General features: G+C 71.6%; 19 protein-coding genes. 7 read left to right on the top strand and 12 right to left on the bottom strand.

The window, feature by feature from the left end:
- Nucleotides 1-20: 20 nt before the first annotated feature.
- Complete coding sequence (locus ACIO9J_RS22800) at nucleotides 21-1,208, top strand: aminoglycoside phosphotransferase family protein (RefSeq protein ID WP_402002402.1); 1,188 nt, start codon at nucleotides 21-23, stop codon at nucleotides 1,206-1,208.
- Between the two features lie 92 nt (nucleotides 1,209-1,300).
- Here the strand turns inward: ACIO9J_RS22800 and ACIO9J_RS22795 are convergent, their stop codons facing one another.
- Genes ACIO9J_RS22795 through ACIO9J_RS22765 form a run of 7 tightly spaced genes read right to left on the bottom strand, consistent with a single transcriptional unit; the run spans nucleotide 1,301 to nucleotide 10,235 of the window.
- Nucleotides 1,301-4,441, bottom strand: a complete 3,141-nt coding sequence (locus ACIO9J_RS22795; protein WP_402002399.1) for a ThuA domain-containing protein — start codon at nucleotides 4,439-4,441, stop codon at nucleotides 1,301-1,303.
- Between the two features lie 51 nt (nucleotides 4,442-4,492).
- Nucleotides 4,493-5,389 carry a sugar phosphate isomerase/epimerase family protein gene (locus ACIO9J_RS22790; protein WP_402002396.1) on the bottom strand — a complete coding sequence of 299 codons (897 nt, stop codon included), beginning with the start codon at nucleotides 5,387-5,389 and terminating at the stop codon, nucleotides 4,493-4,495.
- Entirely contained in the window at nucleotides 5,386-6,603 is a 1,218-nt protein-coding gene (locus ACIO9J_RS22785; protein ID WP_402002394.1) for a substrate-binding domain-containing protein, read from the bottom strand. Before ACIO9J_RS22785 ends, ACIO9J_RS22790 begins: the two co-directional genes overlap by 4 nt.
- Nucleotides 6,600-7,616, bottom strand: coding sequence for an ABC transporter permease (locus ACIO9J_RS22780; RefSeq protein WP_402002391.1), 1,017 nt, complete (start codon nucleotides 7,614-7,616; stop codon nucleotides 6,600-6,602). Before ACIO9J_RS22780 ends, ACIO9J_RS22785 begins: the two co-directional genes overlap by 4 nt.
- Nucleotides 7,613-8,614: an ABC transporter permease gene (locus ACIO9J_RS22775; protein ID WP_402002388.1), complete on the bottom strand. Its 1,002-nt coding sequence runs from the start codon at nucleotides 8,612-8,614 to the stop codon at nucleotides 7,613-7,615. The genes ACIO9J_RS22780 and ACIO9J_RS22775 overlap by 4 nt, the downstream gene beginning before the upstream one ends.
- A complete protein-coding gene (locus ACIO9J_RS22770; protein ID WP_402002385.1) occupies nucleotides 8,611-8,763 on the bottom strand; it encodes a hypothetical protein in 153 nt (50 codons plus the stop codon). The genes ACIO9J_RS22775 and ACIO9J_RS22770 overlap by 4 nt, the downstream gene beginning before the upstream one ends.
- Complete coding sequence (locus tag ACIO9J_RS22765; RefSeq protein ID WP_402003564.1) at nucleotides 8,760-10,235, bottom strand: sugar ABC transporter ATP-binding protein; 1,476 nt, start codon at nucleotides 10,233-10,235, stop codon at nucleotides 8,760-8,762. The genes ACIO9J_RS22770 and ACIO9J_RS22765 overlap by 4 nt, the downstream gene beginning before the upstream one ends.
- Before the next feature lie 190 nt (nucleotides 10,236-10,425).
- Between ACIO9J_RS22765 and ACIO9J_RS22760 the strand changes: the two genes are divergently transcribed.
- The 4 genes from ACIO9J_RS22760 to ACIO9J_RS22745 all read left to right on the top strand — a co-directional run bounded on the left by ACIO9J_RS22760 (nucleotide 10,426) and on the right by ACIO9J_RS22745 (nucleotide 14,097).
- Entirely contained in the window at nucleotides 10,426-11,643 is a 1,218-nt protein-coding gene (locus ACIO9J_RS22760) for an ROK family protein (protein ID WP_402002382.1), read from the top strand.
- 136 nt (nucleotides 11,644-11,779) lie between these two features.
- The gene (locus ACIO9J_RS22755; RefSeq protein WP_402002379.1) at nucleotides 11,780-12,613 is read left to right on the top strand and encodes an alpha/beta hydrolase; all 834 of its coding nucleotides are present in this window, start codon (nucleotides 11,780-11,782) and stop codon (nucleotides 12,611-12,613) included.
- 35 nt (nucleotides 12,614-12,648) lie between these two features.
- Nucleotides 12,649-13,470, top strand: a complete 822-nt coding sequence (locus ACIO9J_RS22750) for an alpha/beta fold hydrolase (protein ID WP_402002376.1) — start codon at nucleotides 12,649-12,651, stop codon at nucleotides 13,468-13,470.
- Between the two features lie 36 nt (nucleotides 13,471-13,506).
- Complete coding sequence (locus ACIO9J_RS22745) at nucleotides 13,507-14,097, top strand: hypothetical protein (RefSeq protein WP_402002374.1); 591 nt, start codon at nucleotides 13,507-13,509, stop codon at nucleotides 14,095-14,097.
- 3 nt (nucleotides 14,098-14,100) lie between these two features.
- On the opposite strand, the gene fabG is transcribed toward ACIO9J_RS22745, so the two are convergent.
- Nucleotides 14,101-14,895 carry a 3-oxoacyl-ACP reductase FabG gene (fabG, locus tag ACIO9J_RS22740; RefSeq protein WP_402002371.1) on the bottom strand — a complete coding sequence of 265 codons (795 nt, stop codon included), beginning with the start codon at nucleotides 14,893-14,895 and terminating at the stop codon, nucleotides 14,101-14,103.
- A gap of 170 nt (nucleotides 14,896-15,065) precedes the next feature.
- A complete protein-coding gene (locus ACIO9J_RS22735) occupies nucleotides 15,066-15,737 on the bottom strand; it encodes a DNA alkylation repair protein (protein WP_402002369.1) in 672 nt (223 codons plus the stop codon).
- 137 nt (nucleotides 15,738-15,874) lie between these two features.
- Between ACIO9J_RS22735 and ACIO9J_RS22730 the strand changes: the two genes are divergently transcribed.
- Nucleotides 15,875-16,456, top strand: coding sequence for a DUF664 domain-containing protein (locus ACIO9J_RS22730; RefSeq protein ID WP_402002366.1), 582 nt, complete (start codon nucleotides 15,875-15,877; stop codon nucleotides 16,454-16,456).
- A gap of 312 nt (nucleotides 16,457-16,768) precedes the next feature.
- The gene (locus ACIO9J_RS22725; RefSeq protein WP_402002363.1) at nucleotides 16,769-18,760 is read left to right on the top strand and encodes an N-acetylmuramoyl-L-alanine amidase; all 1,992 of its coding nucleotides are present in this window, start codon (nucleotides 16,769-16,771) and stop codon (nucleotides 18,758-18,760) included.
- A 125-nt stretch (nucleotides 18,761-18,885) separates the two neighbouring features.
- On the opposite strand, the gene ACIO9J_RS22720 is transcribed toward ACIO9J_RS22725, so the two are convergent.
- The 3 genes from ACIO9J_RS22720 to ACIO9J_RS22710 all read right to left on the bottom strand — a co-directional run bounded on the left by ACIO9J_RS22720 (nucleotide 18,886) and on the right by ACIO9J_RS22710 (nucleotide 23,283).
- Nucleotides 18,886-21,114, bottom strand: coding sequence for a glycosyl hydrolase family 95 catalytic domain-containing protein (locus ACIO9J_RS22720; RefSeq protein WP_402002360.1), 2,229 nt, complete (start codon nucleotides 21,112-21,114; stop codon nucleotides 18,886-18,888).
- 271 nt (nucleotides 21,115-21,385) lie between these two features.
- Nucleotides 21,386-21,886, bottom strand: a complete 501-nt coding sequence (locus tag ACIO9J_RS22715; RefSeq protein WP_402002357.1) for a hypothetical protein — start codon at nucleotides 21,884-21,886, stop codon at nucleotides 21,386-21,388.
- 380 nt (nucleotides 21,887-22,266) lie between these two features.
- On the bottom strand, nucleotides 22,267-23,283 hold the full coding sequence (locus tag ACIO9J_RS22710; protein ID WP_402002355.1) for a universal stress protein: 1,017 nt from the start codon (nucleotides 23,281-23,283) through the stop codon (nucleotides 22,267-22,269).
- Nucleotides 23,284-23,359 lie beyond the last annotated feature (76 nt).

Below are 23,359 nucleotides of genomic sequence, written 5' to 3'. Positions count from 1 at the left end.
CGAAGGGATCTGTATCGCCCATGTACGCAGCATCGTCCTCCGTGTCCGCCCCGCCCCGGCCGCTCCACCCGCGCCCCCCGGTCCCACGGGGCCGCGAGATTCCCCCCTCGTCGGGGAGCGGCCCGTATCTGGAGCCCGTGCGCCCCGGTGCCACGCAGCTCGGCGCCGGCCGGACGCGCCGTGCGTCGGGGCCCGGCACCCAACCGCTCAGCGGGAGACTCGACTTGTCCGGCCCCCAGGGGGCGCAACTGCGCACCGCGATTGCTTCGGTGCACCGCATCTGCCCCGAGTTCAATCCGGTGCAGGTGCTCCGCAGAAACGGCCGCACCGTGCTGCTCGTCGGCACAGCGGGACGCGGGACCGCCGTCGCCAAGTGTTTACTCGACCACTCGCCTGTCTGGGCCGAGCGGATCCGGCACGAGATAGCGGCCTACCGCTCGTTCGTCCGGCACCGCCCGCCGGTCAGGGCGCCGCGACTCATCGCCGCCGACCCCGATGACTGCACGCTGGTGATCGAGCGGATGCCGGGACGCGTCGCGGCGCTGCACCGGCACCCCGCGGAGGCCCCGCCGCGCGCCGACATCAGGGCGGCCCTCGGTTCGGTCGTCCGGCTGAACGCCTGGCGTCCGCCGGCCGAGATGTTCGGCAGGCCGCTGGACTACGGCAGGCGCATCTCCCGCTTCCACGAGCTGGGCCTGCTCACCGACCGCGACATGGGCGACCTGCAGAAGCTGCTGCACGGCATCGCGCACTCGGTGGCCCACCAGGGCAACGGGCTGCACGCCATGTGGCAGTTCAACCACGGCGACGCCCTCCTGTCGAACGTACTGCTCTCGCCCGCCGGGCCCGTCCTCGTCGACTGGGAGCACGCGGGCTGGTACCTGCCCGGGTACGACCTGGCGACGCTGTGGGCCGTCCTCGGGGACGCCCCCGTGGCACGGCGCGAGATCAGCCAGCTCGCACAGAGCGCGGGCCCCGCGGCGCGCGACGCCTTCCTGGTGAACCTGATGCTCGTCCTGACCAGGGAGATCCGTACGTACGAAACGGCCGTGCAGCGTTCGATGCACGAGACGACCCCGGCTGCACCGGGTCCGGCCCACCCCGGTGCTGCGCCGTCCGGCGAGGAACAGCGGCTGCTGCTCAGGCGGCTGCACGACGACTGCCAGCTGGCCCGCCGGGCCGTGCGCGCGGCGGTCGGCACTCGCTGACGGGGACGACGGTCCGCGGTGCGCCTTGGACAGTGGCGCACCGCGGACTCTCGTATGCCTCTGGCTACTGCTGTTCGACTATGGCCTCAGGACTATGACGTGGAGAACTGCACCGCGTCGACGTCGAACGCATTGTCCTGCGGGGACTTGAACACCAGATACAGCTTGTGTGTGCCGGTCAGCGCCTCCACCGGGACCTCGGGCGTGGACTGGTAGGTGTCCCAGCCACCGGTGTTGGGCACGGGCGTGGTGGCGAGGAGCTTGCCGTCGGGCGCGTCCGCGCGCAGTTCGACGGAGCCGACGCCGTAGGGCGAGGACAGCTTGTAGCTGACCTTGCTCACGCCTTCGACGCTCATCGGGCTGTAGGCGATCCAGTCGCCGTCGCTGATGTCGCCGATGCGCTTGCCGTTCTCGGCGCCCTCCTGCGAGACGATCCGGGTGCCCGACTGGTCGTCGCGGTACTCGGCCTGCTTGTGCCTGGGTTGCAGCACCGAACGTCCGTACCCGGTCAGGGCGTTGACGCCGTCGCCGCCCTTGTCGGTGTACTTGGCGTTGAGGACGTAGGTGAGGTCGGCGCCCTCCGGGTGGCCGCCGAGGTCGCCGGTGTCGACCGTGCCTTCGCAGCCCGGGATGTCGGTGGTGGGGTGTTCGTGGTCGTCGTGGCCGAGCGCCGGGTTCACCGTCACCTTGGAGCAGTCGATGGTGCCGTCCTCGGGGTCGGTCACCGTGACCTTGTAGGGGATCTTGTCGCCGAACTCGATGAGCTTGCCGTCGACCGGTGTCTCGACCTTGACCGTCGGCGCGGTGTTGCCCGCGCTGACGGGGATGTTGGCGTAGCCGGACTTGCCCGTGGAGTCGGTGACCTTCAGCTGGGCGTTGAAGTTCCCCTTGGCCGTGTAGGTGTGCGAGGGGTTGGCGTCGGTCGAGTCGTACGTTCCGTCGCCGTCGAAGTCCCAGGCGTAGGTGAGGGGATCGCCGTCCGGGTCGGCGCTGCCCGCGCTGGAGAAGTCGACCTTGAGCGGGACGGGGCCGTTGGTGGCGGACGCCTTGGCCTTGGCGAGCGGGATGCGCTGTCCTTGGGCGTAGTCGATGCGGTAGAGCCCGGAGTCGTTGTTGCCGCCGCCGAACTCGCTGCCCCACTCCAGGACGTACAGCGATCCGTCAGGGCCGAAGGTCATGTCCATCGGCTTGGCGAACTTCGCCGACTTCAGAAAGTCGTTGATCTTCAGGAGCTTGCCGTCCTTGTCGAAGCGGATCTCCTTCACCGAGTCGCGCGCCCACTCGTAGAAGAAGTTCGCGCCCTCGAAGTAGGCGGGGAACTTGGTCGTGGAGGGGTTCTTCGCGTCGTAGTGGTAGACGGGTCCGCTCATCGGCGCGGAGCCGCCCGCGCCCATCTCGGGGAACTCCTTGGACTCCCCGTACCCGTACCAGATGTCGGGCTGCTCCAGGGCGGGCAGGTCCTTCAGGCCGGTGTTGTTGGGCGAGGGGTTGGTGGGCTCGGCGCAGTCGAACTTGGCGCCGGCCTTCTGGGTGTCGGGGTCGTAGGGGGCGTACGCCTGGTTGTTCCCGTGGCAGAAGGGCCAGCCGAAGTTGCCCGCCTTTTTGATGACGTTGACCTCGACGAGCCCCTCGGGGCCGCGCTCCGTGGTCGGGCCGCCGCGGTCGGGGCCGTAGTCGGAGGCGTGCACGTAGCCGTTCTTGGGGTCGACGGTGAAGCGGAAGGGGTTGCGGAAGCCCATCGCGTAGATCTCGGGGCGGGTCTTGGCCGTGCCCTGCTTGAAGAGGTTGCCCTTGGGGATGGTGTAGCCGCCGGAGTCCTTGGGCTTGATGCGCAGGATCTTGCCGCGCAGGTCGTTGGTGTTGCCCGCGGTCCGTGCGGCGTCCAGCATCTGCTTGCCGGGGCGCCAGTCGAGCGGGGCGTAGCCCTGCCAGGCCGGGTCGAGGTTGGGCGGGGTGTCGTCGCCGACGCCGAGGTAGAGGGTGCGGTCGGGGCCGAACTCGACGGCGCCGCCGGTGTGTCCCGGCTCGGGGAAGGTACGGTCGCGGTAGGCGGGGACGTCGAGGAGCTTCTTCTCACTGGCGAGGTCGAGGGTGTTGTCCTTCTTGACCGTGAACCGGGAGAGGCGGTTGACGTCGTCGGTGGCCTTGGCGGGCGCGTAGTACAGGTAGATCCAGCGGTTGGTGGCGAACTTGGGGTCGAGTTCCATGCCGACCAGGCCGTCCTCGCCGCCGGTGTAGGTGTCGAGCTTGCCCGCGGTGGTGGTGGCGTGGGTCTTGGGGTCGAAGATCTTCACCTCGCCGCTGCGCTGGACGTAGAAGACTTTGCCGTCCTTGGCGACGTCGAGCTCCATGGGGTCGGCGGTGTTGTCGTCGAGTGCGGTCTTCTCGTAGCCGGACCAGACCGTGCCGCCGCAGTCGCCGGGCGCGTTGCCCGCCGCCCACTTGATGCCGCCGAGCACGTGCTCGCGGAAGGCGGATTCGCTGTAGGACGCCTTGTCGTGGCCCATGGCGGTGGCCCAGACCTTGCCGCCCTCGGCGTTGCGGCACCAGGAGATGGGGTGGTCGGCGCCCATCTTGGAGCCGCCCGGGTCGTACGTGCTCTCGTCGGCGGTGACCAGGACGTGCACGTCACCGCGGGGATTCTTGTCGAAGTTGTACCACTCCTCCGGGCGCTCCCAGCGCTCCGGAAGGCCCTTGGTGGAGGGGTGGGCGCGGTCGGCGACCTTGGCGGTGCCCTTGAGGACGCCCGGTGAGTGGGCGGGCATGTGGGCACCGGCGTTGATGAGGTCGTCCCACCAGGGGAAGGAGTCCTCGACGCCCATGTCGAGGGTGTTGTGCAGCGCGACGACGCCCTTGCCGCTCTTGACGTACTTCTTCATCGCGTCGCGCTGGGCCTCGGTGTCCCAGACCATGCCGGAGTTCTGGAGCATGACGACGACGTCGAAGTCCTTGAGCTTCGCGTCGTCGAAGACGGTGGCGTCGTCGGTCTGGACGACCTCGAAGTTGTTCGCGGCGGCCTGCTCCTTGAGCATCTGGATGCCCGCCGGGATGGAGTCGTGGACGTAGCCGACGGCCTTGGTGAAGAGCAGGGCGCGGAAGGCGGGGGCCTTGTCGGCGGCCGTGGCTCCGGTGCCTGGCAGGAAGGCCACGGTGAGGAGCAGCGCCGCGACGAGCACGACGAGACCTCTTCGCAGGCTTCTCAGACCATGAATGTCACGAGCATGACAGCCCATGAGCGGGTCCTCTCTGTGTGGACGGGGGTGCGGGTGCCGGATGCCGGAAACTCAGTGGGCCGCGAGCGCGCGGCGCAGGAAGCCGAGGCCGTCGGTCGCGAGCGCGTCCTGGCTGCGGGCCAGCGGGCGCCAGACGGAGGCGGCGACGGCGATGGACGCGTTGTGCGCGGTGAACGACTCGATGCACAGCGGCCCGCGGTACCGCGCCGTACGCAGCGAGGTCAGGAAGCCGGGCCAGTCGAGGTGGTCGGTGCCGGGCGCGCCACGGTCGTTGGCGCACACCTGGACGTGGGCGATGCGGTCCGCCGCCGCGTGGACGGCCTCGGGCAGGGAGTGTTCCTCGATGTTCTGGTGGTAGGTGTCCAGGGCGATGCCGACCACGTCGGCGGGCAGGCCTTCGAGCGCTTCGAGGGTCTGCGCGACGGTGTTGAGCAGGCTCGTCTCGTACCGGTTGAGGGGTTCGACGGCGATCCGTACTCCGGCGCGGGCGGCATGGGCCGCGACCGGGCCGAGGTGGGCGCGCCACTCCTCGTACGCGGCCGTCCGCGCGGCGCGGTCCATGCGCCAGGTGCGGCCGACCGGTGCGTACACGGGTCCGGCGACGACGGGGGCGCCCACGGCGTGGGCCGCGTCGACGCAGCGGCGCAGATAGTCCTGGGTGGCGCGGACCGTGGCCGGGTCGGCGCGGACGAGGTCGCGGCCCTCGGACATGACGGCGACGACGGCGGCAGGGGCGAGGCCCGTGGTGTCCAGGAGCTTGGTGACGGAGGCGGGATCCCAGTCGTCGGGGTTCTCCAGCGGGAGTTCCACGCAGTCGAAGCCCCAGCCCGCAAGACGGGGCAGGGTCTCGGTGAGGGCTTCGGTGGTGACGGGCGAGTGCCAGATCCAGGGATTGGCGCCCAACTGCCATACCAGAGCGACCTCTTGGCGATCGTCGGCGCGGGTCACTTCTTGCCTCCCCAGTCCTCGGGGAAGCCGGGGAGCTTCTGGCAGCCGCACATCGCGTAGTGCAGGGGCGGCATGCCGTCCTTGAGGTACTCGTCCAGGTTGTCCTGCGTGACGGTCGGCTGCGGGAGCTTCCACTCCTTGGGGACGCCCTCGCCGCCGAGGACGCGCAGCGCGGCGATGACCGGTGTGCGCCACTGGAAGGTGGGGTAGGTGGGCGCGATCGCGGTGAGCTTCTTGTCCTTCCACGCCTGGAGGAAGTCCTGTTGGTCCTCGCCGGTGATCGGCGGCACGTCGACGCCCGCGTCCTCGAACGCCTCGACGGCGGCGACGGCCGTGGCGCCCGAGTCCATCCACACCCCGTCGATGGAGCCGTGCCGGGAGATCGCGTCGGCGACGATCGACTTGGTCTTGGCGGGGTCGCCGTCGGTGAACTTGACGTCGGCGACGTCGAGTTCACTCTTGTCGAAGGCGAGCTTCGCCGCCGACCAGCGGGTCTCCAGGACGTCCACGCCGGGCGCGATGCGCAGGGCGAGGATCTTCCCCTCGGGCTGCACCTCGTCGACGAGGAAGTCGGCGGCGACCGCTCCGTAGCCGTAGCCGCCGATGGGGTTGACGAAGGTGACCGCGCAGTCGGTCTCGACGCCCCGGTCGAAGACGATGACGGGCAGCTTTCCGCACGCCTCCTTCACGGCGGGGGTGAGGGTGGCGGTGGTGTTCGGCGAGACGATGAGCGCGTCGCAGTCCTTGTTGCCCGCCAGCTCCTGGATGTCGGAGATCTGCTTGTCGTCCTTGCCCTGCGCGTCCAGGACGGTGAAGTCGGAGATCTCCTCGTGCAGCTTCACCTCCGCCTTCATGGTCTTCAGGCCGACCTGGCGCCACGGGTTGAAGACCCCGGCGTTGGAGAAGCAGAGGTGGACGTCGTCGCCCTTGCGCTTCTTCGCGTACTGAGCGGTGGAGACCATCTGCGGTTCGAGCATCTGCTCCCACGGCTTGCCCGCGGGGCCCTTCGGGGTCTCCGCGCCGAGCTTCAACTGCCGTTCGTACTCGTCTCGTTCGAAGAACTTGGACGGCTTGTCACCGGCTGCCTTCTCTCCCCCGCTCGCCGCCGCGGGGGCGTCGGGCGGGGCGTCGCTGGAGCAGGAGGCGAGCAGGGCGCCCGTCAGCAGGACGGCGGCCGACGCGAGCGCGCGTCTGCGGACCATGCGGGGATTCATGAGGGTGTCCCTCCCGGGGACGAGGAGTGGGTACGGCGGCGGCGCGGCCGGGACCAGTCGGCGGCACCGATGCCGACGGCGGCGATGACGATGACGCCCTGGACGGTGGACTCCAGGGCGCCGGAGACGCCCCGCAGGTTGAGCAGCGTGAACAGGGCCTGGAGCGAGAAGGCGCCGGCCATCGCGGCCACGACGCCGCCCCGGCCGCCGCCGAGCACCACACCGCCGAGGACCACGGCGGTGATCGCCTCGAACTCGTAGCCGCGGCCCGCCTGCGCGGAGACTCCGGAGAAGCCGCCCACGAGTACGGCGGCGAGCGCGGCGGCCGCGCCGGACAGGACGAAGGCGATGATGCGGGCGCGGTGCACCCGCACCCCGGCGAGCGCGGCGGCGCGATCGCTGTCGCCGGTGGCGATGAGCGTGCGGCCGAAGTCGGAGCGCATCAGGAGTACGGCGACGGCTCCTGCGGCCAGGCAGGCGAGCACGGCCCAGGGCAGCCAGCCCAGTGCCGTGCCTCGCCCCAGCTGCCTGAAGTCCTGCGGGAGTTGGCCGTGCGGGGAGCCGCCGGTCCAGTAGAAGACGGCGCCTTCGAGGATCAGCATCATGCCGAGGGTGGTGATGAACGACGGCACGCGCAGCTTCGTGGTGATCAGTCCGTTGACCAGTCCGGCCAGGGCGCCCGCGAGCAGCAGTCCGGCGGCGACGAGGAGCCAGGGCGCGTCGGGGAAGGAGCCGTAGACCTCGGCGGCCGCGACGACGCCCGCCGTGACGATCGCCCCGACGGAGAGGTCGAACTCGCCGCAGACGATGACCAGGTACTGGCCCGCGGCGAGGATCACCAGGGGCGCGGCGCGTTTGACGAAGGCGAGGAAGCGGTCGGGTTCGTAGAAGCCGATGTCGGTGACCGCCAGGACGGCGAGCAGCACCGCGAGCAGCGCGAAGACCGGCGCGCCGGTGCCGAGGGAGCGCGCGACGCGCTTGTGCAGGGCGGGAGTTGCCGTGGCCGTGGTCATGCGGGCCTCCTGCTGCCGCGCCGTGCGTAGAGGGCGACGGCCGCGATGATGACGACGCCCCGGACGACGTTCTTGAAGAACGGGTCGACGCCGAGCTGGTTGAAGACGGAGTCGAGGACGGCGAGGACGAGGACGCCGCCGAGCGTGCCCGTCACTCCCCCGCGCCCGCCCGCGAGCGCGGTGCCGCCGAGCACCACGGCGGCGATGGACTCCAGGTCGTAGCGGGCCTCGGTGCCCGCCCAGGGGGCGCCCGCGCCGAGCCGCGCGGCGAGGAACAGCGCGGCGGCCCCGACGCACAGCGAGCACAGGACGTGCGCGGCGATGACGGTGCGCCGGGTGCGCACGCCGGACAGGCGCGCCGCGTGTTCGTCGCCCCCGGTGGCGTACAGATGGTGGCCGAAGCGGGTGCGGCGAGTGATCACCCAGAGGGCCGCCGCGACGGCGAGCAGCAGGAAGAGGGAGACGGGGACGGGTCCGACACGGTCGTAGCCGAGGTGCTGGAAGGAGGCGGACACCTTGCCCGCGGGGCCGGTGTAGTTGTCCTCGATCCAGCCGCGCAGGATGAACGCGGTGCCGAGGGTGGCGATGAACGCGTTGACCTTGAGGCCCGTGACGATCAGGCCGTTGGCGAGGCCGACGGCCGCGGAGAGCGCGAGGACGGCGAGCACCGCGGTCAGGACGCTCCCGTCCTCCATCGTGGTGGCGGCGACGAGCGTGCCGAGGCTGATGAGGTACGCCACCGACAGGTCGAGGGAGCCGGTCAGGATGACGGCGGTCTGGCCGACGGCGACGAGGCCGAGCGCGACGCAGTTCTGCAGGATGCCGACCACGTTGGCCTGGGTGAGGAAGTCACCGCCCCGGGCGGCGACGACGATCCAGCCGAGCGCGGTCACCGCGCCGGCGGCGAGCCAGACGCCGACGGCCGGATCGGCGAGTCGGGCGCGGCGGCGCGCGGCGCGTTCCACGGCGGGCGGCGGGGCGAGGGTGGTGCCGGTCATGCGGCTTCCTCCTGCGGCGGATGCGGGTGGTGCGCGGTGGCCGGGCGGGCGGTTCCCGTGACGGGATGGGCTGTTCCCATGACGGGGTGAGCGGTGCCCATGACGGGATGGGTGGTTCCCATGACGAGGTGCGCGGTGCCGATGGTCATGGGCCGTCCCGCCGTGCCGTGGCGAGCCGCATCACGTCCTCCTCCGAGGCGCCGGGCGGGAGTTCACCGGCGATCCGGCCCTCGGCCATGACGAGCACGCGGTCGCTCATGCCGATGAGCTCGGGCAGTTCGGAGGAGACCATCAGGACGGCGAGGCCCTCCTTGGCGAGGTCGCGCACGAGCGTGTGGATGGCGGCCTTGGCGCCGACGTCGACGCCACGGGTCGGCTCGTCGAAGAGCAGCACGCGCGGGTGCGCGGCGAGCCATTTGGCGATGACGACCTTCTGCTGGTTGCCGCCGGACAGGTACTGGGCCTGCTGGTCCTGGCCGCGCGCCTGGAGCGTGACGCGTTCCAGGAGCGCGGCGAGGTCACGGTCGGCGGGCGGCCGGCCGCGGACCGGCACGGCGCGGGTGACCAGGAGCGCGTTGTCGCGCACCGACTGGCGCAGGGCGAGCCCTTCGGCCTTGCGGTCCTCGGTGACCAGGGCGATGCCCGCGCGGATGGCCCGGCGCGGGCTGGCGGGCCGCAGCGCGGCGCCGTCCACGGTCATGGCGCCGCTGGTGAAGGGCGCGGCGCCGAACAGGGCGCGCACCAGCGAGGTGCGCCCTGAGCCCTGGAGCCCCGCGATGCCGGTGACCTCGCCCGCGCGCAGCGTCAGGTCGACGTCGCGCAGCCGGTCGTTGCCACCGCCGCGCACGGCGAGGCGGACGTCACCGATGTCCCCGGGGCTCGCGCGCGGCGGGTAGTAGGCGCTCAACTCCCGTCCCACCATGGCGCGTACGACCTGGTCGGTGTCGGTCGATTCGGTGGGCACCGTCATGACGTGGCGGCCGTCCTTGAGGACCGTGACGCGTCGCGACAGGTCGAAGACCTCGCGCAGCCGGTGGGAGATGTAGAGGATGCCGAGGCCCCGGGCGGCGAGGCGGCGCACCAGCGCGTGCAGGAGTCCGGCCTCGTGGTCGGCGAGCGGCGCGGTCGGCTCGTCCATGACCAGGACGCGCACGTCGGAGGCGAGGGCCTTGACGATCTCGACGGTCTGCTGGCGGGCGACGGAGAGTTCCCTGACGTGAGTGCGCGGCGTGATGCCCGACACGCCCGCCTCGTCGAGGAGTTCGGCGGTACGGGCCTCCATGGCGCGGCGGTCGACGAGACCGCGGCGGGTCGGTTCGCGGCCGAGGAAGACGTTCTCGGCGACGGTCCGGTGCGCCAGCAGCGCGAACTCCTGGTGGATGATGCCGATTCCGGCAGCCTGGGCCTGCGCGGGATGGGTGAAGGACCGCTCCTCGCCGTCGAGCAGGATGGTGCCCTCGTCCGGGACGTGCTCGCCTGCCAGGACCTTCATCAGCGTGGACTTGCCCGCGCCGTTCTCGCCGACCAGCGCGTGCACCTCACCCGCGGCGAGGTCGATCGAGACGTCGTGCAGCACGCGCACCCCGAGAAAGCTCTTGGACACTCCGCGCATCGCCAACATCGTCCGTGTCGCCTGCATCGCCTGCACCCTCGGCTCCTTCGGCAGCGGTCTGCAGAGCAATGTGATGAGACAACTTTGACCTGTCAAGGGTCCAAGCAGCTTTGCTTGCACGGGAGTTGACGGTGACTTAGGTCGACTGTCGAACACCATCGGCCTTGTGAGCAGCGGAACTCCTGCCTAGGGTGGCTCCATGCCTGGAGCGTCGGATCACCCGTTTCCCGAGGCCTCTTCCGCACCCGCCGCCGTGCCGTCCTCACCCGGTGAGGTGCTCGCCCTGCTGCGTACGGGAGCCGCCGCGACCCGCGCGGACATCGCCCGTCTGACGGGCCTCGCCCGGTCGACGGTGTCGCAGCGCGTGGACGCGCTGATCGCGCACGGCTTCCTCACCGAGGAGGCCGACGGCGGTTCGACGGGCGGGCGGCCGCCGCGCAGACTGCGCCTGCGCACCCGTGAACACGCCGTGGCGGGAGTGGACTTGGGCGCCTCGCACTGCCGCGTCGCGCTCATGGACATCGGCGGCGAGACGCTGGCGCTCCGCGAGGACCCGCTGTCCATCGCGGACGGGCCGCGGGCGGTTCTCGGCCATGTGGAGCGCACCCTGCACACCCTCCTCAAGGAGGCGGGCCACTCCCCGGACGCCCTGCAGTCCATCGGCGTCGGCGTGCCGGGGCCCGTCGAGTTCTCCACGGGCCGGCCGGTGGATCCGCCGATCATGCCGGGCTGGCACCAGTACCCCATCCCGGAGTTCTTCGCCGAGCGGTTCGGCGCGCGGGCCCTGGTCGACAACGACGTGAACGTGATGGCCCTCGCCGAGCAGCGCCGCGCCTTCCCCGACACGCGCTATCTGCTCTACATCAAGGTGGGCACGGGCATCGGCTGCGGCATCGTCGCGGACGGCCGGCTGCACCGGGGCGCGCAGGGCAGCGCGGGCGACATCGGGCACATCCGCGTCGGCGACCTGGAGGACCCCTGCCGGTGCGGCAACTCCGGCTGCCTGGAGGCCATCGCGGGCGGCGCGGCGCTCGCCCGCAGGCTCGCGGGGCTCGGCCTCGACGCGACATCGGGCAGCGATGTCGTACGCCTGGTCAAGTCGGGCAACCGGGACGCCGTACGGATGGTGCGCGAGGCGGGCCGCTCGGTCGGCGAGGTGCTCGCGGGCCTGGTGAACTTCTTCAATCCGGACACCGTGGTGGTCGGCGGCGCGCTGGCGGCCGTGCACGACCAACTCCTCGCGGGCGTACGGGAAGCGGTGTACCGGCGCTCGCACCCGCTGGCCACCCACGTCCTGCGCATCGAGCCGAGCCGCACCGGCGAGAACGCGGCGGCCGTCGGCGCCGGGATCCTCGCCGTCGAGCACGCGCTGTCACCGCGGCAGGTGGACCGGGTCCTGGCGGGCGCACCACGCTGAGCAGCGGGCCACCGCACCCCGGCCGCACCGGAATCCGCTCCCCCGCGACGGCACGATCCGGAAGCGCACGCGGCAGTATCGGCCACACCGTCAACTCCCCCTTACACCAGGGGACTTGCGACCGTAGCGTCAGGGTATGTCCGTTACCGACGCAGAGCAGATCGACCGGGCCAACGCCTCCGGTCGCACGCCGGTCGTATTCGTGCACGGCCTGTGGATGCTGGCAAGCAGCTGGGACCACTGGCTGCCGCACTTCGACGCCGCGGGATACGCACCGGTCGCCCTCACCTGGCCGGGGGAGGCGAAGACGGTGGCCGAGGCCAGGAACCATCCCGAGGCCATCGCGGGCAAGACGGTCGGGCAGGTCGCCGACCACCTCGCGGACCTCATCAACACCCTGGACCGCAAACCCGCCCTGATCGGGCACTCCGTCGGCGGGATGCTCACCCAGATCCTCGCGGGACGCGGCCTGTCCGCCGTCTCGGTGGCGATCGACCCGGCCCCCTTCCGCGGCGTCCTCGCGCTCCCCATGTCCACGCTGCGCTCCCTGATCCCGATGATCGCCAACCCGGCCAACCGCAAGCGCGCCAAGCCCCTGACCTACGAGCAGTTCCGCTACGCCTACGCCAACGCCGTCGGCGAGGAGGAGGCCCGCGCCATCTACGACCGGTACGCCGTACCGGCACCGTGCGCCCCGCCGATGCAGGCGGCCATGGCCAATCTCAATCCCCGCACCGAGGCGAAGGCGGACTCCCGCACTCCGCAGCGCGGACCGCTCCTCATCGTCTCCGGCAGCCACGACAACGCGGTGCCCTGGGCCCTCGCCAACGGCGCGTACAAGCGGCAGAAGCGCAATACGTCCGTCACGGAGATCACCGAGCTGCACGGACGCGACCACGCGCTGACGCTCGACAGCAGGTGGAAGGAGGTCGCCGACATCGCCCTGGCGTTCGTACAACGCTTCGTCTGACGTACCACCGCGCAAGGACCCGGAAGGGGACACTCATGGGCACCGTCACGACCGCCGACGGGACCTCGATCCACTACAAGGACTGGGGTACGGGGCAGCCGGTGGTCTTCAGCCACGGCTGGCCGCTGAACGCGGACGCCTGGGACAACCAGTTGCGCCTGGTCGCCGAGAGCGGCTACCGCGCCATCGCCCACGACCGGCGCGGCCACGGCCGCTCGGACCAGCCGTGGCACGGCAACGACATGGACACCTACGCCGACGACCTCGCCCATCTGCTTGCGGAGCTCGACCTGCGCGAGGCCGTCCTGGTCGGTCACTCGACGGGCGGCGGCGAGGTGGTCCGCACGATCGGCAGGCACGGCACGGAGCGGATCTCCAAGGTGGTGCTCCTCGGCGCGGTCCCGCCGTTGATGCTCCGGACCGACGCCAACCCGGAGGGCCTGCCCAGGGAAGTGTTCGACGGCCTGCGGGAAGGGGTGCGCGCCGACCGCGCGCAGTTCTACCACGAGCTGAGCGTGCCCTTCTACGGCGCTGACCGGCCGGGGTCCACCGTGTCCCAGGGCCTGCGCGACGCCTTCTGGCTGCAGAGCATGCAGGTCGGCGTGAAGGCGGCGTACGACTGCGTGCGGCAGTTCTCCGAGACCGACTTCACGGACGACCTGCGGCGCGTGGACGTGCCCACGTTCTTCGCGCACGGCGACGACGACCAGATCGTGCCGATCGTCGCGGCGGCCCCCAAGGCCGTGCAGCTGGTCAAGGACGCGACCCTGAAGGTGTACCCGGGCGCCCCGCACGGTCTGAACGGCGCGTACGAGGAGGAGTTCAACGCGGACCTGCTCGCGTTCCTGTCGTCCTGACCCGGCCGTCCTGCCCCGCCCGTGCTCCAATGAGGCATGAGTGCCGGACCGTACATGAACACGCCACTGCTGCTGGGGCCGCTGGAGCTGACCGACGGCCGCTGCGGGGTCGGTGACTCGCGGCGGCCGGGCGGCTCCTGGGTGGAGTTCCGCCCGGAGGGCCTGTACCGGCACGCGCCCGCGCGCAAGCCGTCGGAGGCGGACGAGCTGATCCCCTGGCCGAGGATCATGCTGGGCATCAGCGTGTACGTGGGCCGCGGCTACCCCTCCAAGGGCGGCAACTTCACGATCCCCGGCCTGCTGGGCGGCCTCCCGGGGCTGCGTGGGCGCGGCGGCGGCCACCTGGACATGACGCTCCGCCACCCGTACGAGGACCACAGCCTCGGCTACGACCGCCACCCACACGCCTACCCGGTCATGGACGTGGCCTTCCTGGAGCAGCTCCTGACGCGGACGGTCGCCGCCGGTGAGGCGCACCGGCTCGGCGACGCCGCGTGGCTGGAACGCGTGGTCGGGCGCCTGACGCCGGTGCGGACGTGGTCGGCGCGCGGCATGCGCGACGCGGTGGCGGAGGCGCTGCGGTCGGAGGGGGTCGGTTCCCCGCCGAATACGGCGGGATCCTCCTGACCGTCAGGGGCGGGCGGGTACGGCGAAGGCGTCCAGGGACTCGGGCAGGGTCTGGCCGCCGTCGACGGTGAGGGTCTGGCCGGTGACGAAGGAGGCCTCGTCCGAGGCGAGGAAGAGGGCCGCGTGCGCGATGTCGGCGGTCTCGCCGAGGCGCCCCAGCGGGATGGCGTCGGTCATCTTGCGCAGATAGTCGGGGCCGAGGCCGGTCAGGCCCTCGGTGCGGACGTTGCCGGGCAGCACGGCGTTGACGGTGATGCCGTGCGGCGCGAGCTCCAGGGCCGCGCCCCGCAGGAAGCCCAGCTGGCCCGCCTTGCTCGCCCCGTAGTGGGACCAGCCCGCGTAGCCGGTGGTCGGCCCGGTGATCGAGGAGGTCAGCACGATGCGGCCGCGCCCCGCCCGTTCCATCGCGGGCAGGCAGGCCCGCACGGCGAGGATGGACCCCCGCAGATTGACGTCGAGTACCTCGTCCAGGTCCTCGGCGCTCATGTCCCGCAGGGGCCGCTCGGGGAAGATCCCGGCATTGGCGCACAGCACGTCGATGCCGCCGTGCCGCCGCTCGGCCTCGGCCGCCATCTCCTCGATCCGCTCCGGCTCCCGTACGTCCACCGCCATGCCGCGGACCCGGCCGCCGGTGGCTCGGGCGAGCCCGTCGGCCACCGCGTGTGCCGTCGGTTCGTCCCGGCCCGTGAGCAGCACGGCGGCGCCCTGGCGGGCGAAGAGTTCGGCGATGCCGAGCCCGATGCCCCGGGTGCCGCCGGTCACGATGACGGACCGGTCCTGCCACTGCGTGAACGTCATGCCGCGCGCCTCTCTCCGTCACGTCTCCGGCACGGGAGTTCCCGGCCGCGAACGCCGTCACGCTAACGAGACCGGACCGGCGGACGCCCACGCGACGGCGAAGATCAGCCAGGTCGTCGAAGGACGGCGGCCGGGAGCGCGGGCCCTCCCGGCCGCCGTCCGCCTGCCCGCTAGGTTCCGCTGTTCCTGCGCACCATCTCGTCGATCCAGACCGGCGCGAACGGCGAGGTGCAGCCCGGGGCCGTCGGGTAGTCCTTCAGGACCTGGAGGCGTTCGCCGATGTCGATCGCGCGGGCGCGGTACGCGGCGTGGTCGATGCCGATCCGGGCCAGGCAGTGGTTCATCGCCCACTGCAGGCGCTCCGGCGCGTCCTTCATCCGGGCCTCGATGACGTCGAGCAGTCCCGCGAGGTCGAGGCCCGCGGGCCGCTTCGCCACGCGTTCGGTGGTCAGCGCCCATCCGGCGCTCGCGACCACCGGGTCCGGGTCGGCGGACCAGGCCAGGCGCAGCTCTTCGGCGTGCGGGTTCTTCTTCACCACGTAGTTCACGAGCCAGTCGTGCACCTTGGGGGTGCGCGCCTCGCGGAGCATGGTGTCCAACTCGGCGCGTTCGAAAGCCTTGGGGCGGCAGATCAGCAGCGCGAGGAGCCGCGCCGCGCTGTCGCCCGTGGCCCAGAGCCCGCGCGCGAGCTCCTGCTGCGTCTTCAGGCGCTTCGCGATCGCACGCAGCTTTCCGAGGTTCACCCCGTGATCGTCGCCGTGCTTCTCGTTCACCGCGCGGCTCTTCGGGTCCTCGAGGCCGGCCAGCTCGGCCATCACCTCGGCCACGGTCGTCTCGGCCACGTCAGCCACCTCGGCCTCCTGTTCCTTCGGGTACGGATTCCTCCGGGTACGGGTTCCTTCGCGTACGGAAGGGCACCCCCACGGTCCCCGCCCCCCCCACAGTAAAGAAGTGGCAAGCCCGGCCCCGGCAGACCACGATGACCCGCATGAGTGACCTTGGTGATCAACAGCCCGCGCGCTGGACCGAAGCGACCGTCTACCCCGACATGTGGACGGATCCGGACAACGACCCCCGGGACAGTGACAGCACCAGCCCGGACGGTGAGCTCGCGACGCTCACGGACTTCCTGTCGAGCTACCGCATGACGCTGCGGATGAAGTGCGAGGGGCTGAGCCCGGAGCAGCTGGCCCGGCGGTCGGTGCCGCCGTCGACGATGTCCCTGCTCGGTCTGGTCCGGCATCTCGCGATGGTGGAGCGGGACTGGCGCGGCTGGCTCACCCACGACGACCCGCTGCCGAGGTTGTACGGCAAGAAGGACGCGGACTTCCACGGCGCCGTCGGCGAGCAGGCCGTGGTCGACGCCGCGTACGCCGATCTGGAGCGCGAGCAGGCCGCGACCGACGCCGCGCTCGCCGCGTTCGAAGATCTGGGCGAGCGCGTGGGCAAGGACGGGATCGCGATCCGCGAGCTGCTGGTGCACAGGATCGACGAGTACGCCCGGCACAGCGGCCACGCGGACCTGTTGCGCGAGTGTGTGGACGGCAGGGTGGGGCAGTAGCTGCCGGGTGGGCCGGTGGGTGAGGAGAGGACGGGTAGCTCATTCCATACGGCCCGAGAACACCTCGCGCACTCCCCCGAGTGCTCCCCCGAACAGGTGGATCTCGCGCCGCCCCATTGGTCCACTCCACTGACGCACCGCAGGCGGTGGGGGCTCCCTTGGCGAAAACCTGTCCGTAACCCGCCGGTACCGGTGCTGACATGGGAAATCCCTTCCTCTGGGCATGATTGACGGATCGTCGGAGAGCCGGTACCACTGACGCACGCCCGGCCCCGCACGCCCCGTCACGCTTCATCGGCCCAGGAGGCTGCATTGCGAGGATCCGCCACCGCCCGTACCGCGTCAGCGCGCAGACGCTCCGTCAGGACGGCGGGCGCCCTCGCGTCGGCCGGCCTGCTGATTCCGCTGCTCGGCGCCGCCCCCTCGGCGAGCACCCCCGAACAGTCGTCCACAGCAGGGCTCCAGGGCGCCTTCGCGTCCGCGTCGGCCCGCTATCACGTTCCCCAGAGCGTGCTGCTCGGCGTCTCCTACCTCCAGTCACGCTGGGACGCGCACGGCGGCGCGGCCAGCGTGACCGGCGGCTACGGCCCCATGCACCTCACCGACGCGAGGACGGCCATCGCCACCGCCCCGCAGCACACCGAGGGCAAGGAGGACCCGCGCGGCGACACCTCGCGCCGGGCGCTCGCGCCGAAGGTGAAGCTGCCCGCCGAGTCCCAGGTCCCTGCCAGGCTCAAGACGTTGCCCCGTGCCGCGGAGCTGACCGGGCGCTCCGCCGAGCAGCTGCGCACGGACCCCGCCGCGAACGTCGAGGGCGGCGCGGCGCTGCTCGCCGCCGCCCAGCGGAAGCTCGGCGAGCCGCTCAGCTCCGACCCCGCCGACTGGTACGGCGCCATCGCCCGCTTCTCCGGCGCGGACGACCAGGCCACCGCCGCGACGTACGCCAATGACGTGTTCGCCGTCATGCGCGACGGCGAACGGCGCGTCACGGACTCCGGCCAGCGCGTCACGCTCGCGCCCGAGCCCGCGCTGCGGACCGACCCCGCGCAGTTGCGGAGCATGGGGCTGCGCGAGGCGCCCACGGGCGAGACCGAGTGCCCGAGGACCGTCTCCTGCGAGTGGATCCCCGCGCCGTACGAGGAGTTCAAGGACCCGCAGGGCAACCCGGACTACGGCAACCACGACCTGGCGGACCGGCCGAAGTCGCAGAGCATCGACAGCATCGTCATCCATGACACCGAGGGCCGCTGGGAAGGCGTCCTGAACCTGGTGCAGGACCCGACGTACGTGTCGTGGCAGTACACGCTGCGCTCCACCGACGGCCACATCGCCCAGCACGTGAAGGCCAAGGACGTCGCCTGGCACGCGGGCAACTGGTACGTGAACTCCAAGTCGATCGGCCTGGAGCACGAGGGCTTCCTCACCGCGCCCGACACCTGGTACACGGAGGCGATGTACCGCTCGTCGGCCCGTCTGGTGAAGTACCTCGCCAAGAAGTACGACATCCCGCTGGACCGGCAGCACATCCTCGGCCACGACAACGTGCAGGGCACCGTGACGTCGTCGATCCCGGGGATGCACACGGACCCGGGCCCGTACTGGGACTGGCAGCACTACTTCACGCTGCTGGGCAAGCCGTTCAGGAAGACGGCGGGACCCAAGGGCGGCCTGGTCACCGTGGCACCCGAGTACGCCAAGAACCGTCCGGAGTACACCGGTTGCGTCAAGCCGGGCGAGACGTGCGTGCCGCACGGTTCCACCGCGCTGCGCGTCCACACCGAGCCGCGCGACGACGCTCCGCTGATCAAGGACATCGGCAAGCGGCCCGGCGGCCAGGACTCCACGCTCGACGTGAACGACACGGGACCGCGGCTCTCCACCGGCCAGCAGTACGCGGTCGCCGACCGCAAGGGCGACTGGACGGCCGTCTGGTACCTGGGCCAGAAGGCGTGGTTCAAGAACCCGAGGAAGCAGCCCACGGCCGTCGACGCCAAGGGCTACGTGGTGACGCCGAAGGCAGGCGCCACCGAGGTCCCCGTGTACGGCCGCGCCTACCCGGAGAAGGAGGCCTACCCGGCGGGCGTGCCCGTGCAGACGGTCTCCCCGCTGCCGTACAAGATCCTCGCGGGCCAGCGGTACGTGGTCGGTGACAAGGTGCCCGGCGAGTACTTCTACGCGCCGACGTTCGACACCGCGCCGCACAAGGTGGTGCGCGGCAAGGACATGTACTACGTCGTCCAGTACGGGCACCGCGTCGGGTACGTACGGGCCGCCGATGTGCAGGTGGTGCGGTCCGGTTCGTAGCCGGCGTCGTCCCCTGCCGGGAGAGCCGGCAGTACCGAGAGCCGCCATGAAGGGTCGGGTCCGGGTCCGCGTGGGGGTGGGCCCGGACCCGACGCCATGTGCGGCAGGGGGCAACGGCTACTCGCTCAGTCGAAGACGTACCGCTGCCCCGCACGCACCCTGAAGGTCTTGTTCCCACCACTCAACAGACCGCTGCGCACGGTGAGTTCACGGGTGCGCGTCGCGTGTACGACGATGCGGCGGGCCCGGCCGTCCTCCCACTCGATGTCGACGGTGGCCCCGCCGCGCGCCCGCAGGCCGCGCACCGATCCTCGCGGCCATCCCGCGGGCAGCGCGGGCAGCACCTCGATGACGTCGTGCTGACTCTGGAGCAGCATCTCCACGACGCCCGACGTGGCGCCGAAGTTGCCGTCGATCTGGAACGGCGGATGGGTGTCCCAGAGGTTGGGCAGCGTGGAGGACTTGAGCTGTTCGCCGAGCATCTTGTGCGCGTGGTCGCCGTCGCGCAGCCGCGCCCAGAAATTGATCTTCCACGCCTTGGACCATCCGGTGCCACCGTCACCGCGCGCCGTCAGGGACACCTTCGCCGCGTCGGCCCACTCACTGCCCGGCTCGATCTGACGCCCGGGGTGCAGGGCGTAGAGGTGGGAGACGTGGCGGTGGTCGTCGTCCCTGTCGTCCAAGTCGGCTTTCCATTCCTGGAGTTGGCCCCAGGAGCCGACGCGCAGGCCCGGGTCGAGCGCTTCGAGGGTCTTCTCCAGTTCGGCGCGGAAGGCGGGTGCGTCGCCGAGCGTGCGCGCGGCCTCCAGCGTGTTGGTGAACAGGTCGTGGACGATCTGCTGGGCCATCGCGCCGCCCGCGGTGAAGTCGCCGTGTTCGGGCGAGTAGCTGGGGGTGACGACGAGGGTGCCGTCGCGCGGGTCGGTGCGCAGGTTGTCGAGCCAGAACTCGGCGGCCTCCTTCATCGCGGGGTACGCGGTGGAGCGCAGATAGTCCGTGGATCCGCCGAAGCGGTAGTGCTCGTAGAGCTGCGCGGTGAGCCAGGCCGCTGCCTCGGGGAACCAGAAGGCGGTCGACCAGTCGTGCACGCCGGTGAAGCCGTACGGATTGGTCTCGTTGTGCACGACCCAGCCGCGGCTGCCGAACATCTCCTTGGCCGTACGCCGCCCCGGCGCGCGCAGCGCCTCGACGAACCGGTCGTACGGAGCGGTGGTCTCCGGAAGGTTGGCGGCCTCGGCGAGCCAGTAGTTCATCTGGAGATTGATGTTGGTGTGGTAGTCCGCCGACCAGGGCGGCGTGGTGCTGTTGTTCCAGACGCCCTGCAGATTGGCGGGGAGCGAACCCGCCCGCGACGAGGCGATGAGCAGATACCGGCCGTACTGGAAGAAGAGCGCTTCGAGGGCCCGGTCAGCCGATGTCGTACCGCCCGTGTACCGCTTGAGCAGCTCATCCGTGGAGACGTCGGCGGGCGGGGCCTGGCCGATGTCGAGGGCGACGCGGTCGAAGAGCGCGCGGTGGTCACGGAGGTGGCGGGCGCGCAGCGCGTCGTGCCCCTTGGCGACGGCCGTGTCGACGGCGCGGGTGACGGCGGCGTGCGGGTCGGCTCCCCGGTAGTCGGGGTAGGTGTCGGCGTAGGCGGTCCCGGCGGCGAGGACGAACCAGACGTGGTCGGCCCCGGTCACCGTGACGCTGCCGTCGGCGCCAACGGTGCGGGTGCCGCCCCGGTGCGCGATCCGCACCTGGGCCTCGAACGCGAGCCCGTTGTCGGCGAGTTCACCGCGCACGGTGATGCGGTCCCCTGCGGCCTTCGTGGCGAAGTCGGCGCGGGGCGAGGTGTAGCGCAGGGTGCAGGTGACCTGGGCGGCGCGCGTCGCGGAGAGCCGCCCCACGAGCACGCCGTCCGGGTACGAGGCGAAGAACTCCCTCTGGTGGGCGACCTGTTGACGGCGGTAGGCGACCGTCGCGATGCCCCGCGCCAGGTCGAGTTCGCGACGGTACGAGGAGTCGGGCGCGTCCGGCGCCCCCGGCACGTCGATGTGCAGATCCCCGAACGCCTGGTGGGCGCCGTAGCCGCGCCGGGCCTGGCCGAGCTTCGCCGCGACCGCGTCGGGGTCGAGCCTGCCCTTGTCGTCGAGGTCGGCACGGACGGCGTCAAGGGCCCCGGGGCGCGCGGCGCGCCAGTTGCCGAAGTCGTAGCCTTCGCGGGAGCCGGGGCCGCCCGTCCACAAGGTCTTCTCGTTGAACTGGAGGCGCTCGGTGGCGAGGGTGCCGAAGACCATGGCGCCGAGGGCGCCGTTGCCGATGGGCAGGGCCTCGCGCTCCCAGTCGGCGGCGGGCGCCCGATACCAGAGCACCAATTCATCGGATGGATCCTTCCGCGATCCCCCGCTTTCGGACTCCTCCGCGCTTCCCGTGCCACCCGCGGCGGCGCTCGCGACTCCTCCTCCGCCCGCCGCGATGACGGCCGCTCCACCGAGCGCCGACTTCATCGTGGTTCTTCGCGTCATCCCCTGAGTCATGACCGGCCACGTTAAAAGTCCGATGACTGCCTGGCAAGACAGAGCGCCGCCCCGTTCCTTGGACGGAACGGGGCGGCGCTTGGACGAATGTGCGGGGGCGGCGGCGTCAGCCCTGCTGGAAGAGCTCCGCGGGCAGCGGCTTCAGGAGCGCGTAGAGGTCGTCGGTGATCGGCCGGTCCCAGGCGGCGATCGTCACGAGGACGTTGTCACTGCGGTCGAACTGGACGCAGGAGATGCGGCTCTCCGAGAGCTTCAGGCGGCGCACGATGAGGAGGTTGTCCCCCTGCATCACGGGCATGTCCTCCGAGGAGACCACCGTGATCTCCTCCTCGTTCTCCAGGGCGATCAGCAGCTGCGCGACCTCGAAGGGCACCTCGCCGTCCGCGGTCTCCCGCGCCGGGGAGCCCTCGGGGAGGTTGCCGATGATCATTGCGGGCCCGCGGCCGCCGAACAGGTCGTAGCGCAGGAAGACGCCCTGGCAGCTGCCGTCGGGTGCGGGCAGCAGGCCCGCGCCGAGATTGCCGGGCCAGTCACCGGGGTCCATGGCCAGGACATCGAAGTCCGGGCCCGCGGGTGTGGCGGCGCTGCGGCGGCGGAGGAAGGACATGCGCCCATGGTACGTGCCTCGCCGCGTTCCCCGGCGCGACCCCCTGCCCCCTACGAGGTCAGCCCGCCCCTCCTTCACCACGGGTGGACACGGCCCGTGGCGTCCTTCCCTGCGGGTTGCGCCGTGGCTGGCCGCGCAGTTCCCCGCGCCCCTGAGCCGGGTACCGGTCGCGCCGCGTTCTTCCCTGCGGGATCGTCGTGGCTGAGCGCGCAGTTCCCCGCGCCCCTAACGACGACGGGGCTCGTGCCCCGTTAGGGGGCGCGGGGAACTGCGCGGCCAGCCACAACGGACCCGCACCCGGGAACGCACCCGGGGCGGGCAGATCAGGGGCGCGGGGAACGGCGCGAGCACCCCCCACACACCCGCACCCAGAGTCCCCCTCACGCCGCCCCCGGCACCGGCCCCGGCGGAACCACCCCCACCGAACACCCCGCGTGCAGCAACACCGCATGAGTCACGGACCCGAGCCACCGCCCCGGCCCCACCCGTCGCCGGTGCCGCCCGACCACCACGAGATCCGCGTCGTGCGACGCGTCGACCAGGTGGCCCGCCGCGTCACCGGGCACCACGAACACGTCCACCGGCACGTCCGGCCACCGCGCCCGGTGCGGGGCGAGTACCTCGTCGCCGAGCGAGGCGTAGTCCACCCGCGTCTCCTCGTCCTCGATCGCCGAGACCACGAAGTCACCCGTGGGCGTCGAGCTGAGGACGGGCCACGGGTACGCGGCGATCACCTGGAGGCGCGCCCCGCGCCGCGCCGCCGCGGCGAAGGCGAACGCGACGGCCGCCGCGTCCGGCGCGGGAGCCGAGAGCCCGAGCACCACCCGAGGCCCACCGCAACGCCCGACCGCACCCGAATCAGCCGCACCCTCCGAGGGCCCCCGCACGACCACGACAGGGCACGCCGCCTCCCGCGCGCACGCCAGACCGTTCGAGCCGAGCAGCAGGCTGGCGAAGCCGCCCCTGCCGCGCGAGCCGAGCACGAGCAGCTGAGCGTCCGCGCCGAGCCGCGGCAGCTCGCGTCCGGGGCTGCCGTCGACCGTCACGTACTCCAACGGGGGCAGATCGGGGCGCGCTTCAAGACCGGTGCGCCCTTCGAGACCGGCGCGCCCTTCGAGGTCGGTCCTCACCCGGTCCATGACCAGGTCACCCGTGGAGGGCTCCCGCAGGGGCGGCGTCAACGGGCCGTCGACGAACGGGATGCCGTACGACCGCACGTGCACGATCCGCAGCGGCGCACCCCGCAACCGGGCCTCGGCCAGCGCCCATTCCAGGGCGTGGCCGCTGCCCGCCGAACCGTCGAAGGCCGCGACGACGGGACCCTGACCGCGCTCCGGCTCACCGGCCCCGTCGTGCCCGCCGTTCCTTGACTCACTGCTCACCGGCTGGCTGTTCATGCCCTCAGCCTCGTCCGCGCGCGAGCGCGCGGCGAGGGCCGAAGGTCACAAGATCGGCGGGGCCGAATCCCCGCGC

This window comes from Streptomyces sp. NPDC087300 (assembly GCF_044744425.1).
GTDB lineage: Bacteria > Actinomycetota > Actinomycetes > Streptomycetales > Streptomycetaceae > Streptomyces.
Note: the sequence above shows the minus strand (reverse complement) of the source record. Positions and strands in the feature narration are given on the sequence as shown.

Coding starts and splice junctions, on each gene's coding strand:
- ACIO9J_RS22800 (WP_402002402.1), top strand. CDS start 21: ATGTACGCAGCATCGTCCTCCGTGTCCGCCCCGCCCCGGCCGCTCCAC.
- ACIO9J_RS22795 (WP_402002399.1), bottom strand. CDS start 4,441: ATGGGCTGTCATGCTCGTGACATTCATGGTCTGAGAAGCCTGCGAAGA.
- ACIO9J_RS22785 (WP_402002394.1), bottom strand. CDS start 6,603: ATGAATCCCCGCATGGTCCGCAGACGCGCGCTCGCGTCGGCCGCCGTC.
- ACIO9J_RS22780 (WP_402002391.1), bottom strand. CDS start 7,616: ATGACCACGGCCACGGCAACTCCCGCCCTGCACAAGCGCGTCGCGCGC.
- ACIO9J_RS22775 (WP_402002388.1), bottom strand. CDS start 8,614: ATGACCGGCACCACCCTCGCCCCGCCGCCCGCCGTGGAACGCGCCGCG.
- ACIO9J_RS22770 (WP_402002385.1), bottom strand. CDS start 8,763: ATGACCATCGGCACCGCGCACCTCGTCATGGGAACCACCCATCCCGTC.
- ACIO9J_RS22765 (WP_402003564.1), bottom strand. CDS start 10,235: ATGTTGGCGATGCGCGGAGTGTCCAAGAGCTTTCTCGGGGTGCGCGTG.
- ACIO9J_RS22760 (WP_402002382.1), top strand. CDS start 10,426: ATGCCTGGAGCGTCGGATCACCCGTTTCCCGAGGCCTCTTCCGCACCC.
- ACIO9J_RS22755 (WP_402002379.1), top strand. CDS start 11,780: ATGTCCGTTACCGACGCAGAGCAGATCGACCGGGCCAACGCCTCCGGT.
- ACIO9J_RS22750 (WP_402002376.1), top strand. CDS start 12,649: ATGGGCACCGTCACGACCGCCGACGGGACCTCGATCCACTACAAGGAC.
- ACIO9J_RS22745 (WP_402002374.1), top strand. CDS start 13,507: ATGAGTGCCGGACCGTACATGAACACGCCACTGCTGCTGGGGCCGCTG.
- fabG (WP_402002371.1), bottom strand. CDS start 14,895: ATGACGTTCACGCAGTGGCAGGACCGGTCCGTCATCGTGACCGGCGGC.
- ACIO9J_RS22730 (WP_402002366.1), top strand. CDS start 15,875: ATGACCCGCATGAGTGACCTTGGTGATCAACAGCCCGCGCGCTGGACC.
- ACIO9J_RS22715 (WP_402002357.1), bottom strand. CDS start 21,886: ATGTCCTTCCTCCGCCGCCGCAGCGCCGCCACACCCGCGGGCCCGGAC.
- ACIO9J_RS22710 (WP_402002355.1), bottom strand. CDS start 23,283: ATGAACAGCCAGCCGGTGAGCAGTGAGTCAAGGAACGGCGGGCACGAC.